At 68.1% G+C, this 13,535-nt stretch carries 15 protein-coding genes; 4 read left to right on the top strand and 11 right to left on the bottom strand.

The window, feature by feature from the left end; genetic code table 11:
* Positions 1–3 precede the first annotated feature (3 nt).
* Positions 4–885, bottom strand: coding sequence for an oxygen-dependent coproporphyrinogen oxidase (hemF, locus tag AB6A65_RS09810; RefSeq protein ID WP_371038302.1), 882 nt, complete (start codon positions 883–885; stop codon positions 4–6).
* A gap of 145 nt (positions 886–1,030) precedes the next feature.
* Here hemF and AB6A65_RS09805 point away from each other — a divergent pair, with 145 nt between their 5' ends.
* Positions 1,031–1,408, top strand: coding sequence for a hypothetical protein (locus tag AB6A65_RS09805; protein WP_371038188.1), 378 nt, complete (start codon positions 1,031–1,033; stop codon positions 1,406–1,408).
* A gap of 159 nt (positions 1,409–1,567) precedes the next feature.
* Here AB6A65_RS09805 and AB6A65_RS09800 read toward each other — a convergent pair whose 3' ends face one another.
* Genes AB6A65_RS09800 through clpS form a run of 3 tightly spaced genes read right to left on the bottom strand, consistent with a single transcriptional unit; the run spans position 1,568 to position 3,751 of the window.
* Positions 1,568–2,368 (bottom strand): SDR family NAD(P)-dependent oxidoreductase, encoded by an 801-nt coding sequence (locus AB6A65_RS09800; protein WP_371038187.1) that lies wholly within the window; start codon positions 2,366–2,368, stop codon positions 1,568–1,570.
* A gap of 20 nt (positions 2,369–2,388) precedes the next feature.
* Positions 2,389–3,390: a class I SAM-dependent methyltransferase gene (locus tag AB6A65_RS09795; RefSeq protein ID WP_371038186.1), complete on the bottom strand. Its 1,002-nt coding sequence runs from the start codon at positions 3,388–3,390 to the stop codon at positions 2,389–2,391.
* 10 nt (positions 3,391–3,400) lie between these two features.
* The gene (clpS, locus tag AB6A65_RS09790) at positions 3,401–3,751 is read right to left on the bottom strand and encodes an ATP-dependent Clp protease adapter ClpS (protein WP_371038301.1); all 351 of its coding nucleotides are present in this window, start codon (positions 3,749–3,751) and stop codon (positions 3,401–3,403) included.
* 443 nt (positions 3,752–4,194) lie between these two features.
* Between clpS and AB6A65_RS09785 the strand changes: the two genes are divergently transcribed.
* Positions 4,195–5,715, top strand: coding sequence for a D-alanyl-D-alanine carboxypeptidase family protein (locus tag AB6A65_RS09785; protein WP_371038185.1), 1,521 nt, complete (start codon positions 4,195–4,197; stop codon positions 5,713–5,715).
* Between the two features lie 17 nt (positions 5,716–5,732).
* Here AB6A65_RS09785 and ccoS read toward each other — a convergent pair whose 3' ends face one another.
* From ccoS to AB6A65_RS09765, 4 genes are read right to left on the bottom strand one after another with little or no spacing between them, the layout of a single operon-like run.
* Entirely contained in the window at positions 5,733–5,891 is a 159-nt protein-coding gene (gene ccoS / locus AB6A65_RS09780) for a cbb3-type cytochrome oxidase assembly protein CcoS (RefSeq protein ID WP_371038184.1), read from the bottom strand.
* Positions 5,888–8,083, bottom strand: a complete 2,196-nt coding sequence (locus tag AB6A65_RS09775) for a heavy metal translocating P-type ATPase (protein ID WP_371038183.1) — start codon at positions 8,081–8,083, stop codon at positions 5,888–5,890. The genes ccoS and AB6A65_RS09775 overlap by 4 nt, the downstream gene beginning before the upstream one ends.
* 4 nt (positions 8,084–8,087) lie before the next feature.
* Positions 8,088–8,549: a FixH family protein gene (locus tag AB6A65_RS09770; RefSeq protein ID WP_371038182.1), complete on the bottom strand. Its 462-nt coding sequence runs from the start codon at positions 8,547–8,549 to the stop codon at positions 8,088–8,090.
* On the bottom strand, positions 8,546–10,099 hold the full coding sequence (locus AB6A65_RS09765) for a cytochrome c oxidase accessory protein CcoG (RefSeq protein ID WP_371038181.1): 1,554 nt from the start codon (positions 10,097–10,099) through the stop codon (positions 8,546–8,548). Before AB6A65_RS09765 ends, AB6A65_RS09770 begins: the two co-directional genes overlap by 4 nt.
* Positions 10,100–10,439: 340 nt before the next feature.
* Here AB6A65_RS09765 and AB6A65_RS09760 point away from each other — a divergent pair, with 340 nt between their 5' ends.
* Complete coding sequence (locus AB6A65_RS09760; RefSeq protein ID WP_371038180.1) at positions 10,440–10,997, top strand: sulfotransferase; 558 nt, start codon at positions 10,440–10,442, stop codon at positions 10,995–10,997.
* A complete protein-coding gene (locus AB6A65_RS09755; protein ID WP_371038310.1) occupies positions 10,915–11,316 on the top strand; it encodes a sulfotransferase domain-containing protein in 402 nt (133 codons plus the stop codon). Before AB6A65_RS09760 ends, AB6A65_RS09755 begins: the two co-directional genes overlap by 83 nt.
* 384 nt (positions 11,317–11,700) lie before the next feature.
* Here AB6A65_RS09755 and ccoP read toward each other — a convergent pair whose 3' ends face one another.
* The 3 genes from ccoP to ccoO are packed head-to-tail and all read right to left on the bottom strand — an operon-like array spanning position 11,701 to position 13,535.
* Positions 11,701–12,585 (bottom strand): cytochrome-c oxidase, cbb3-type subunit III, encoded by an 885-nt coding sequence (gene ccoP, locus AB6A65_RS09750; RefSeq protein ID WP_371038179.1) that lies wholly within the window; start codon positions 12,583–12,585, stop codon positions 11,701–11,703.
* On the bottom strand, positions 12,582–12,800 hold the full coding sequence (locus AB6A65_RS09745; protein ID WP_371038178.1) for a cbb3-type cytochrome c oxidase subunit 3: 219 nt from the start codon (positions 12,798–12,800) through the stop codon (positions 12,582–12,584). Before AB6A65_RS09745 ends, ccoP begins: the two co-directional genes overlap by 4 nt.
* Positions 12,801–12,809: 9 nt before the next feature.
* Entirely contained in the window at positions 12,810–13,535 is a 726-nt protein-coding gene (ccoO, locus tag AB6A65_RS09740; protein WP_371038177.1) for a cytochrome-c oxidase, cbb3-type subunit II, read from the bottom strand.

Raw genomic sequence — 13,535 nt, 5'->3', positions numbered from 1 at the left:
GCCTCAGATCCACTTCGCCATCGGCGGCAGGCTCATGAGCACCGCGTTGGCGTCGTGCCCCGTGGCCAGACCGAACTTGGTGCCCCGGTCATAGACGAGGTTGTATTCCGCGTAGAGCCCGCGATGGACAAGCTGCGCCTCCTTGTCCTCATCGCTCCACGGCATGACGCGGCGGCGCTCGACCAGCGGCACGAAGGCCGGCAGGAAGGCGCGACCGATGTCCTGCGTCAGCGCGAAATCGGCCTCCCAGTCGCCGGAGTTGCGGTCGTCCATGAAGATTCCGCCTACGCCGCGCGCACGGTTCCGGTGGGGGATGTAGAAATACTCGTCCGCCCAGGCCTTCAGCTCATCGTAAAGGTCCTCGCCGTGCGGCGCGAGATGCGCCTGCTGCGTGGCGTGGAAGTGCCGGGTATCCTCCGCGTACTCGATGCAGGGATTGAGGTCCGACCCGCCGCCGAACCACCAGGCGCCCGGCGTCCAGAACATCCGCGTGTTCATGTGCACCGCCGGAACATGCGGGTTCTGCATGTGGGCCACAAGGCTGATCCCGGACGCCCAGAAACGCGGATCGCTGTCCATGCCCGGCACGCCCCGGGCCGCCATCGCCTTCTGTGCGGCCGGCCCCAGGGTGCCGTAGACGGTGGAGACGTTGACACCGACCTTCTCGAAGACGCGACCGCCCCGCATGACGCTCATCAGGCCCCCGCCCGCGTCCGAGCCATCCTCCGAGGAGCGCCGCGTCTCGGTCACCTCGAAGCGCGCGGGCGCGGCGTCGGAGAGCGGCCCGGTGTCGTGGCTTGCCTCGAGCCCCTCGAACGCGGCGACGATCTCGTCGCGCAGGTCACGGAACCAGGCGCTCGCGCGGCCCTTCTCGCTTTCCATCATGGCGGTCATTCCCGGCCCTCTTCCCCGTGTCGCCGCAAAGACGTAGCAGCGCCCGCGCGGCTTGGCCAGAACCGGGATGCCGCCCTGATCGCCGCTCGCGCGCCCGGGCGTTGCGCGGACCGCCGTGCCGGCCTATCGTTCCGAAATGCGGTTCGTGCTGATCTTCCTCGTCGCGCTCGTGACGCTTTCGGCCTGCACGCAGCGAGACATCTGCATCTCGCAGGCGACGCGCGATCTTCGCGTGCTCGATGGGCTGATCGCCGAGACGCGCGCGACGCTCCGCCGCGGCTACGCGGTCGAGGAGCGTGTGATCGAAACCACGCGCACACGCGGATGCCGCCTGGCCGACGGCACGGTCGGCGTATGCACCGTCGAGGTGCCGACGACGGTGCGGACCCCGGTCGCCGTTGATCTCGACGCGGAGCGGCGCAAGCTCGACTCGATGCTGGCACGGCGCGAGGGGCTTGTCCGGGAAACCGAGGCGGCGGTGCGCGCCTGCCAGGCCGCCTACCCAGAGGGCTAGGCGGCTTCGGCGCTAGTGAAGGTGTCGCGCCGAAGGCGCGCCAGTTGGATCAAACCAGGCCGAAGGCGCGCCAGTTGGATCAAATCAGGCCGAAGGCGCATCAGCCCGGGCAACGCCCCCTTGACGGGATCCGATCGGGGCGGCCCGGCGGGGGCCTCGTCAATGCGCCGGGGCCGCCACCGGGTCGAGCAGCGTGCGCCCGCCGTCCACCGTCATGATCTGCCCGGTCACGAAGCCCGCCCCCTCGGAGGCCAGGAACTGCACGGCTTCGGCAAGCTCGCCCGGTGCGGCGATCCGGGACAGGGGCGTGTGGTCCTCGATGTCCTCGCGATATTCCGCGTTCTGCTGCAAGGCGCCCTTCAGGCTCGCCGACATGACAGAGCCGAAGGCGACCGCGTTCACCCGGATGCGGTATGGCGCGAGCGCCACGGCAAGCGACCGGGTCAGCTGGTCCAGCGCCGCGCTCGATACCGAGTAGGCCATGAGGTCGGGATGCGTGCGGCGTGCGGCGATCGAGGACAGGTTCACGATGCTGCCCACCTGCCCGCTCTCCTGGCCCTCCGCCTGCTTGATCATGCGCCGCGCCACGCACTGGCTGAGGCGAAGGCTTGTCATCAGGTTCTGGTTGAGGAGTTTCTCGACCGACGTGTCCTCGGGGTCCAGCGGGTCGGAGGCCATCATCTGCCGCGAGCCGTTCACCAGGATGTCCACCCGGTCGAAGCTGTCGAGCGTGGCCGACAGCAGGTTGGCGATGGCCAGGCGCTCTCGCAGATCACCCGCGAAGTATCGGACGTTGCCGTCCTCCGCCGTCCCGCCCAGCTCGTGGGCGAGACGCGCCTCGTCTATGTCGGCGAACATCACGTTCGCGCCGCGGTCGGCGAAATGCCGCCCGATCGCAAGACCGATGCCGTTGGCGGCGCCAGTGACGATGGCGGTCTTGCCTTCGATGGAAAAGGACATGGGGAAGGCTCCTGGGGGGATCAGCGGAGGCGGCGCGGACGCGCGGCCTCAAGGATCTTGAAACGCGCGTCGCCGCCGGTCTCGGCCGTCTGCGCGAAACACTCCGTCAGCGCGGTCTCATAGGGCAAGTGGCGATTGGCGACAAGCCAGAGCCGTCCGGAGGGCGCGAGGCAGGCCGCGGCGGCGGCGATGAAGGCACGCCCGAGCGAGGGGTCGGCGGCGCGACCGCCGTGGAAGGGCGGGGTCATCACGATGCCGCCAAGGGGCGCTTCGGGACGCCAGCGGGTGGCGTCGGCCCAGTGAAAGCGCGCTCGGGGATCGCGGATGTTCTCTCGCGCGCAGGTCAGTGCCAGATGGTCCGCTTCGACGAGGTCGATCGCCTCCACCCCGTCGCGGCTCAGCGCCGCGGCGGCGAGCCAGCCCCCCCCCGCCCCGAGATCGGCGAGATGCGCGGGCAGGCGCGCGGGCAGCGCCCGTGCGAGCAGCACCGAGCCCGGGTCCGGCCCATCGGCGGAAAAGACCCCCGGCGCGGTGACGAAGCCGCCTTCCACCTGCTCTCTCGGCGGTGCCCGCCAGTCCGAAAGCGCCCCCGTCGCGGAAAACCAGTAAAGCTTGCCGTGCGCCTTGTTGATCGGCCCGGCCACGGCCACCCGCGCCCTGAGCGCGCGAAGCAGCGCGTCGGCACCGTCGGTCTTCTGGCCGTCGACGACCACCAGGCCGCCGCGCGCCACCAGCGATTCGGCGCGTGCCACTGCGTCGCGCCCCTCCGAGCGCGCGCGCGGCAGGACCACGATCGCCGCGGCGTAACGCCCCTCGGCCTCCTCGGGCGGCTCTGGTGCCGTGTTCCAGCCCCCCCCGGCAAAGGCGTCGTGGTCGGGCCGGAAGCGCTGGATCACATCCACACGGTCCCGGTCCAGCGCCGAGAGATCCATGCCGGCACGCGGACCCAGCACGACGATCCGCCCCTCGGAGGGCAGCTCCAGTCCGCCGCCAAGGGCCAGGCTCAGGCGCGATCCGCCCATCCCGGGCGGCCTATTCCTTTTCCATGGTGCACTGCAGCGGGTGCTGATGCCGGCGGGCGAAGTCCATGACCTGCGCCACCTTCGTCTCGGCGATCTCGTGGCTGAAGACGCCCACCACGGCGACGCCCTTCTTGTGAACCGTGAGCATGATCTCGAAGGCCTGGGCGTGGCTCATGCCGAAGAAGCGTTCGAGCACGTGCACGACGAATTCCATCGGCGTGTAGTCGTCATTCAGCAGCAGGACCTTGTAGAGCGGCGGGCGTTTCGTCTTGGGCTTGGCCTCGACGACGACGTCCGAGCCCGTGCCACCCCCGTCGGGGCGGTCGGACTGCAGCGTCCATGTCCGGGCGGGCGTGTTCATCGTGTCGCTTCGCGTCATCGTTTCCGACCCGGTTATATAAGTGACCGGGGCGCACTGAAAAGGGGGCGTCCGGTCGGCAGCAGCATGGTTTCCGGCCGGAAGGGTCCCCGCCGTTGCAGGGCATGTCCGGCGCCGCGCCCGGTTCATGCCAGGCCCGGGGCCTCGTGCTTCGCGTCTGTCTGCATGACGGTGCCGGGAAAACGGCCGCGACATGCGGGGCGATTGGTCGCGGTCGCCGCTTCGACCCGCCATGCGATGGACCGGGGGAGAGGTATTGCGCCCTCGCAACGCGCAGGCCCCACATCTTGGGACGCCCTGCGTCCCTCCAGGCCGAAAAATCGTTCCTATGTCGCGCTTTATTCGCCGTTCTTCCTGTGGTAACTTTCCATCACAACAATTGCCAGCCGGAAACCGGCGGCGCGAGCAGACGAGGCGGGACAGCGATGGCGCGGGTACGCAGGCAACCGGCCCGGTGGGGCCTGTATTTCATTGCGTTCGTATGGTTGGTCGTGGTGGTGCCACTCAGCGCCGCCGCGGCGCCCTATGCGGCGATGGTGATGGACGCGCGCACCGGCGAAGTGCTGCACTCGCGCAACGCGGACACCCGCCTGCATCCTGCCTCTCTGACCAAGATGATGACGCTTTACGTCGTGTTCGAAGCGGTGGAAAACGGCGAGATCGGTCTCGACGATCTGGTGACGATCTCGCGCAAGGCCGCCGCAGAGCCGCCGTCGAAGCTCGGCCTGCGCGCCGGCCAGAAGATCAAGCTGCGCTACCTGATCCGCGCGGCCGCCGTGAAATCCGGCAACGACACGGCGACGGCGCTGGCCGAGGCGATCTCGGGCTCCGAGGCCGCCTTCGCACGGCGCATGAACCGCACGGCCAAGGCCATCGGGATGACGCGCACCACCTTCAAGAACGCCCATGGCCTCACCCAGGAGGGGCATCTTTCCACCGCGCGGGACATGACGATCCTGGGCCGGCAGCTCTTCTACGACTACCCCGAGTATTACAATCTCTTCTCCCGTCGTTCGACCCATGCGGGCGTCAAGACCGTGCCCAACACGAACCGCCGCCTGCTCGACGCCTACAGGGGCGCCGACGGGATCAAGACCGGCTACACGCGCGCCGCGGGCTTCAACCTCGTGGCCTCCGCCGAGCGGGGCGGTGAGCGCATCATCGCGACGGTCTTCGGCGGCCACTCCACAGCATGGCGCAACCAGCGCGTGGCCGAACTGCTCGACATGGGGTTCGCCCGGGCGCCGACGCGGGTCGCGGTCCACCGGCCCGCGCGCCCGCCCTATCTCGGCAATACCGGCCCCGGCGGCGCCAGCGGCACGGAAATCCGCGTCAGCGGGCTCGTCGCGCGCTCGGTGCGGCCGATGGCGCGGCCGCGGCCGGCCGAAACCGTCCCGGTGGCGGTCGCCAGCGCGCAGGTGATCGACAGCGCCGTGGCCGAAGTGCTGGATGCCTCGGTAAGCGACGTGCTCGCCACGGTGGTCGGCGACCCGGACGAGCAAGTCGCCGAGATCGTGGCCGAGACCGGCAGGGCAGAGCCCGCCCAACCCGTCGGCGCGGCGGCGGCCACGGCAGGCGTCGCGCCGAAGGCGAGCGTCCCGCCGGAGACGCGTCCCGAGACGTTGCAACTTGCCAGCGCCGCCGCGAACGAGCGCGCGGCGGAGACCGCGGAAGACCGCGTCGTCACGCGGCTTTCCACGTCGGGCGGGCGGCAATGGGGCGTCAACCTCGGCCGGTATCCGACGCGCACGAGCGCAGAGAAGGTTCTGCTCACCACCGCGCTCGCGGAGATGTCGGCACTCGACGGGGCGCTGCGGAAGGTCGTGCAGCGCAACGGCGGTTTCGAGGCCAACTTCCACGGGCTGACGCGCGACGGGGCGGACCGCGCCTGCCGGCGCCTCCAGGCGCGCGGCACCACCTGCTTCATGGTCGGCCCGCCCAGCTGACGCGCGGCGCGCGTGGCTCAGGGTTTGGGGTGGTCGTCGTATTCGTCCGACAGGATGCGCCGCGCGTCGCCCTCCGGATCGTCGTACTGGCGCGACCGCACCGTGTAGACGAAGAAGGCGAGGCCCACGGCCCCCAGGAACACCGAGATCGGGATGAGGTAGGCGAGGATGTTCATGAGCGTCCCCTCAGCCGCAATGCGTTCAGCGACACCGTAATCGACGAGGCGGACATCGCCAAGGCGGCGACCAGCGGCGTCGCCCAGCCGATCACCGCGATCGGCACCGCGATCACGTTGTAGATCGTCGCCAGGCTGAAGTTTTCATGGATCCGCTTCGTGGCGGACCGCGCCACCGCGATCGCGTCTGCCACCGGCTCCAGGTTGCCGCTAAGAAGCACGATGTCGGAGGCGACGCGCGCGGCGTCGCGCGCCGAGGCCGGCGAGATCGAGGCATGCGCCGCGGCAAGCGCGGCCGTGTCGTTGAGCCCGTCGCCGATCATGAGCACCCTGGCACCCTCGGCCGAAAGCGCCTCGACCCGCGCGGCCTTGTCCTCGGGCCGCATTCCCGCGGTCCACTCCGCGATCCCCAGCCGGTCGGCCAGGTCGCGCACCGGCGCGGCGGCATCGCCCGAGAAGAGCAGGATCCGCATCCCGTCCGCGCGCAGCGCGTCGACGGCGGCCTCCGCCCCCTCGCGCAGCCGGTCGGTGAAGGTGAACGCCACCGGATCGCGCCCCTCGATCGACAGCCAGGCTGCGGTCGTCTCGCCGGTCTCGGCCCCGACCCAGTCGGCCCGGCCCAGCCGGACCCGACGGCCCTGCCAGCGCGCCTCGGTGCCGTGGCCGGGCACCTCGGCCAGCGCGTCGATACCCGGGGCGGGCTTCACCCCCGCCGCCCGCGCCACTTCCGCCAGCGCGCGCGAGAGCGGATGCGCGGAGCCTTCGGCGAGGGCAAGCGCTATTTCGAGGTCCTGGCCTTCATGCGCGTCGAGATTCGTGAGCACCGGCGTGCCCGCGGTCAGCGTCCCCGTCTTGTCGAGAACAACGGTGTCCACCTGCGCCAGACGCTCGAGCGCGGTGGCGTTCTTGATCAGAAGCCCCTTGCGGAACAGGCGCCCGGAGGCCGCGGTGGTCACCGCCGGCACGGCGAGGCCCAGCGCGCAGGGGCATGTGATGATCAGCACTGCCGCCGCGATGTTGAGCGAGATGCGCAGATCGCCCGACCACAGCAACCAGCCCGCGAAGGAAAGCGCGGCAAGGATGTGAACGCCGGGCGCGTAAAGCTTGGCCGCCTTGTCGGCGAGCGAGGTGTAGCGCGACCGGCCCGATTCGGCGACGGCGACGAGTTCGGCCATGCGGTGAAGCGAGCTTTCCTCGCCCACGGCGGTGGCGCGCACGGTAAGCGGGCCGGTCAGGTTCAGCTCGCCCGCGCTGACCGCCATGCCGGGCTGGGCGCGGACGGGCAGCGTCTCTCCGGTGAGGAGCGAGCGGTCGAGTTCCGAGGCGCCCTCCACGATCTCGCCGTCCACCGGCATGCGCCCGCCGGGCCGCACCAGCACCAGGTCGCCCGCGGCAAGCTCGGCGATGGCGACCTGCTCGGTCCCGCCGTCACCGCGGACGCGCAGCGCGCGCGGCACCTCGAGCGCGGCAAGCTCCTCGGCAGCCGAGCGTGCCACGGCCCGCGTGCGGTGGTCGAGGAACCGGCCGGCCAGCAGGAAGAAGGTGAGCGCGATGGCCGCGTCGAAATAGGCATGTTCGCCCGAAAGCGAGGTCTCCCACAGGGACGTCACCACCGCGAGGAGGATGGCGAGCGAGATCGGCACGTCCATGTTGAGCCGTCCCGCCGACAACGCCGCCCAGGCGTTGCGGAAGAAGGGCTGGGCCGAGAAGGCGATGGCCGGAAGCGCGATCGCCGCCGAGACCCAGTGGAAGAGGTCGCGCGTCACGCCTTCCGCGCCGGACCAGACGGCGATGGACAGCAGCATCACGTTCATGGAGGCGAAGCCCGCCACCGCGAGGCGCATCATCAGGTCGCGGCCCGCGCGGTCGGTTTCCGTCGCCGAAAGGGTGCCGGCATCGAGCTCGTGCGCCTCGTAGCCGAGCCGGTCGAGCACCCCGGTGAGGTCCTCGGCGGTGACGTCCGGATCGGCCTCCACGGAGGCGCGTTTCAGCGTCAGGTTCACCCGGGCGGAATGCACCCCCGGATGTGCCGAAAGTCCCTTCTCGACGGTCGTGATGCAGCCCGCGCAGTGGATCGTCGGCAGCGACAGCGCGATCCGCGCGTTCTTCTGGGGTGCGCGCGCGGCGAGGTCTTCCGCCGCGGGCGCGGCGCTGCATGCGGGACAGGCCGAGGGGCGGGCCGCGGTGTTCACCTGGTCAGCCCCGCACGTAGATCTCGATGCGCTGCTCGAACGGCGTGCCGTCGAGCGCCTGCGCCCGCATGCGCAGGTTCCAGACGCCGCTCGCGAGCGAGGTCCGCGCCACGTAGTCGCGCCCGTCGAAGCTGAACTCCGGCGTGAAGTCGTCCCGCACATGCGTGGCCCGGCCCACGGTCGTCTCCAGCTGGCCGAGTTGCACCGGCCGGCCCTCCGCATCGCGCCCCGACAGCACCAGCGTCTCGTCCTCGAAGGCGGCCGAGACGTCCCCGCCGAGCGCCTCCTGCGCCTCGCGGCGGGCGTCGAAGTTCGGCGACGCGACGTAGGAGTTCTTCACCTCGAGGCCCGGGAAAGTCGAGACCGCGTTCCAGGCCAGCGCCAGGTTGACGCCGATGATGATGGTGAAGGCGCCGACGAAGATGGCCAGCGCATGCCGCCCGGTGAATTCGCGTTCAGGTTTCAATCCGAGGCCCTCCCGAAGAAGATCGTGTCGTTATGCGCACGCTCCGCGTTGGTGAGATCCTCGACCCAGAATCGGAAGTCGGTGCGCTCCGCGGTGGCCGGCTCCGATCCCGGCGGCGCGACGACGTAGACGCGCTGCAGGAAGGTGGTGTCGGCGGGCACCTCGACGGTCTCGTAGGGCGTGCCCTCCAGCTGGATGCGCAGCTGCGGGTGGCCCGTGAGCGAGACGCGGAAGGGGCGATCCTCTCCATGCTTGTTCAGAAGCCGCACGTCGTAGGTGTTGCGGACCGATCCGTCCGACAGCGTGACGTAGGTCGGGTTGCGCACCGGCGCCACGGTCATCTCGATGTCGGGGCGAACGAAGAGCGCGAAGACGAGGCCGAGGCCCACCATCGCCCAGAGCGTCGTGTAGAGGACCACGCGGGGGCGAAGAACGTGCTTCCACACCGGGCGCGGCGCCATCCCCTCGCGCTCTCGCCGCTCGTCCGAGAGCGCGATGTAGTCGATCAGGCCGCGCGGTTTGCCGATCTTCTCCATGACGTCGTCGCAGGCGTCGATGCACAGCGCACAGGTGATGCATTCGAGCTGCTGGCCCTCGCGGATGTCGATGCCCATCGGACAGACGTTGACGCAGGCCATGCAGTCGATGCAGTCGCCGGCCTCCTGCTCCTGGTCCTCGCTCCGGGTGCCGGTGGGCGCTTCGGGCGTGGGCGTGGGCGCGTATTTCACCGCGCCTTCGCCGGACGCCTGGGCCTGCTCTTCGGCGGCCTGTGCCTCCTTGACCGAAACGCGGCGCACGTTGTGCTTGCCGCGCGGCTCGCCCCTCCAGGCGCGATAGGCGACGGTCAGCGTTTCCTCGTCCATCATCGCGGCCTGGATGCGGGGCCAGGGGCAGGCATAGATGCAGATCTGCTCGCGCGCGAAGCCCCCGAAGAGGAACGTCGTGCCGGTCAGGATCGCGATGGTGATGTAGGCCGCGGGATGCGCGTCGAGCGTGAAGAGGTTGCTCAGAAGGGTCGGCGCATCTGCGAAATAGAAGACCCACGCCCCGCCCGTGGCCACCGCGATGAGAAGCCACGTCACCCATTTCGTCAGCCGCAGACGGGCCTTGCGGAAATCCAGCTTCTTCTGCCTGTGCAGGCGCAGCCGGGCGTTGCGGTCGCCCTCGATCCAGCGCTCCACGGTCAGGAAGAGATCGGTCCAGACCGTCTGGGGGCAGGTGTAGCCGCACCAGACGCGCCCGAGCGCGGAGGTGAAGAGGAAGAGCCCCAGCCCCGCCATGATCAGGAGCCCGGCGACGAAATAGAACTCGTGCGGCCAGATCTCGATCCAGAAGAAGAAGAACCGGCGGTTCGCGAGATCGATCAGAACCGCCTGGTCGGGCAGGTTCGGGCCACGGTCCCAGCGGATCCAGGGCGTGATGTAGTAGATGCCCAGCGTCACCGCCATGATGATCCATTTGAGGTTGCGGAACCGGCCCGAGACGCGGCGCGGGAAGATCGGCTCGCGCGCGGCGTAAAGGACGGGGGGCTCTTGGTCGGTGGAACTCACGGAATGTCTCCAGCGGTCTGGGAATGCGTCACGGTCTTGTCTCAGGGCGGGGCCGCGCGAGCTTTGACCTGCATCAAATCCTGTATCTGTGATCCACCTATTCGCGTTGCGCTGCGGCCTCGTGCCGCAGTCGCGTCGGGCACCAGGTCGCGCGACACGCGGCGCAAGCGCCGCCTTGGGCATGCATGCGGTCCGTGCCGCGCAGGCCGGCCGGTGACGAGCGGCGCGCCGAGGTCGCGCAACCACGACCTTCCGTCAGGCCGCCATTGCCAAAAGTGGGTCCAGAGGGCACGTTCGAAGTTGGGACAATTTCGGACAAGGGTCGAAAAGGACTGTAGAGTTGCGACATCGAATTCAACGAATAGTCAACAGGTTTCGGCCAGTCAAACTACCGGACTTTGCAATCATCGGCGGCCAAAAATGTGGCACGACCTCATTGTATCACATGCTCGCGTCTCACCCGAATATTGGCATGTCAGTAGGCGCACAGGAAACCCATTTCCTAGACCGCCATTTTCACAAGGGTCTCGATTGGTACAGGGCCCACTTTCCCTTCGACGGCAAGACTGACAGACAAGGGATACGAACAAGGGCCGGCGACTGCACGCCCATCTATCTCTTTCATCCCCTTGTTCCCGAACGCGCCAGGAACACGATTCCGAACGCTAAGTTCGTCGTACTCCTGCGCGACCCCGTCGAACGCACTCTCTCGCACTACTTTCATTGCCTCAAAAGAGGCCATGAACATCTGAAGCTTGACGACGCCCTCGCCGCAGAGGAAGAACGGTTATCCGGGGAAGTCCAGAGGATGTATGATGATCCCGGCTATTACAGCATACCGTACAGACGGTTTTCCTATCGCAAGCGTGGCGTCTATCAAGCGTGGCGTCTATCATGAGCAGATCTCTCGTTGGCGGGACTTTTTTCCGGAGGAGAGCTTCCTGTTTCTGCGAAGCGATATGCTCTCGTCCTCACCCGGCGAGGCTCTGGGGCGGATCTTCGATTTTCTGGATCTGCCAGCAATGGAGCCGCCGCCCGATACACGACGGAATGTCGGAAGGTGGAGTGATGTCCCAGAGAAAACCATAGAAATGCTCGCCCAGTACTTTGAAGAACCCAACCGGCATCTCACGGAAGTGCTCGGACCCGATTTCAATTTCAACGAACGCCCTGGCCCACTATTGCGCCAGAGATTTGGCGATAAATCTTCCAGATAATCTCCACGCGGCTCGCGTCGGTTCGCGAGTTTCCTCGAAAGCTGCCTCCAGCTCACTCCCATTAGTGAAAATCAAAAAGGCTCTTTTCGAGGAATGTCGCGACGCAGCACGTGGCTGGAAAGTGTCGCGGCGCTCTGGTTCCTGGTCCGGGCGCATCCAAAGAACCCTCAGCGACGTGAAAAACCGCCTTAGCGTTGTGATGCGCCCCTGTTTTATGTCGGGGACGTAACACGTGCACTCCGCAGGTTCAGCAGGCGCGCCGATGAGGAGCTGACGTATCTTTTGCCGGAAAATCGCGCCGGCATCCCGGGAAACGCGCGAACAGGACGGGATGCCGGCGCTGGGCCCGGGGGGCAGGGATGCCCCCGGGTGTTCTCCACCCCGTCACTCGGGGCTATCCTCGCCGCCGCCCAGCTGGTGGACGTAAAGCGACACGGCGCGGATCTCGTGCTCGTCGAGGCGCGATTGCCACGGCGGCATGACGCCGAAGCGCGAGTAGGTCACGGTCTCGTGGATCGTCTCGTAATCCCCGCCATAGAGCCAGATCGCGTCGTTGAGCGCCGGCGCGCCCTGCCACTTGTCGCCATTGCCTTCGGCGCCGTGGCAGGCCGAGCAGTTGATGTCGTAGACCTCGGCGCCGGCTTCGGTGGCCGCGGCGTCCTGCGGCGTCTGGCCGGACATCTGCATGACGTAGTTGGTGACCTGGTGGATCTCGTCCTCCGACAGGATCTCTCCGAAGACCGGCATCTGCGACCAGCGGGCGTTCGGGTCGTCCTCGTTGCGGATGCCGTGCGCGATCGTGGTGTGGATGTCCTCGATCGTGCCGCCCCAGAGCCACGCATCATCGAGCAGGTTGGGATAGCCCGCCGCCTGCACGCCCGCCGCGCCCGAGCCGTGGCACTGCGCGCACCAGGTCTGGAACACCGACGCGCCGGCCTGCACCGCGTATTGGCGCAACTCGGGGTCGTCGCCGATCTCGGTGAGCGGCGCGCTGACAAGCCGTTCGTTTATGCCCGCGTTCGCCGCCTCGGCCTCGGCAAGCTCCTTTGCCACTTCCGCCCGGCTCGAATAGCCCAGGAGGCCCGGCGTCGCCTTGTTGATCCCGGGCCAGGCCGGGTAGGCGATCGTGTAGCCGATTGCCCACACGATCGTCGCATAGAAGATCCAGAGCCACCAGCGGGGCAGCGGGTTGTTGTATTCCTCGATCCCGTCCCATTCGTGCCCTGTGGTTTCCGGCTCGTGCTTCTTCTGTCTGGGCGACTTGCTCATTTCCGCGCCTCCTCGTTCTCGGCGGGTTCGTCGTCATCGCGGCCGGCGTCCGGCGCTGGCGCGTCCTCGTAGCGGAAGGGAATCGTCTTGCTGTCCTCCAGCGCCTTCTTGCGGCCGGGCAGGAACACCCAGATCACAACGGCGATGAAGAACACGAACATCGCCAAGAGACCCCAGCTGTCCGCGAAGCCCCGCAATGCGGAGTAGGTCTCCATCGCGTCCTCCTAGCGGCTTTCGTCGGGCGTGAAGGTGGAGAAGTCCACCAGCGTGCCCAGCATCTGCATGTAGGCGATCAGCGCGTCGGCCTCGGAGATGCCGGGCTGGCCGTCGAAATTGCGCGTCTGCGCCTTCGGATAGCGCGCCAGCAGCCCCTCGTGATCGGCATCCGGATCCGCCTGCGCGTTGAAGTCGGCGCGCGCGTTCTCGATCATCTCGTCGGTGTAGGGAACGCCCAGGAACCGGTGGGTGCCCAGCAGGTCCTCGATATACTGGGCGTCGATCAGCGTGCGCTCCAGGTGATCGTATTTGGGCATCACCGATTCCGGCACCACCGACTGCGGGTCGCGCAGGTGGACCACGTGCCAGTCGTCCGAGTAGCGCCCGCCCACGCGGGCGAGGTCGGGCCCCGTCCGCTTGGAGCCCCACGGGAAGGGGCGGTCGTACATCGACTCGGCAGCGAGGCTGTAGTGGCCGTAACGCTCCACCTCGTCGCGCATGGGCCGGATCATCTGGCTGTGGCAGACGTAGCAGCCCTCGCGGACATAGATGTCGCGGCCGGTAAGCTCGAGCGGCGAGTACGGCCGCATCCCCTCCACCTCCTCGATCGTGTTGTCGAGGTAGAAGAGCGGCACGATCTGCACGAGCCCCCCGACCGTCACGACCAGGAACGAGAAGATCAGCAGCAGAGTCGCGTTGGTCTCGAGGATCTTGTGCTTGTCGAGAATTGCCAT

Origin of the sequence: Rhodosalinus sp. FB01, assembly GCF_041365715.1 — a bacterium.
In the GTDB taxonomy this organism is placed as follows: domain Bacteria; phylum Pseudomonadota; class Alphaproteobacteria; order Rhodobacterales; family Rhodobacteraceae; genus Rhodosalinus.
The sequence above is the reverse complement of the archived record's forward strand: the minus strand, read 5'-3'. Positions and strand labels throughout refer to the sequence as shown.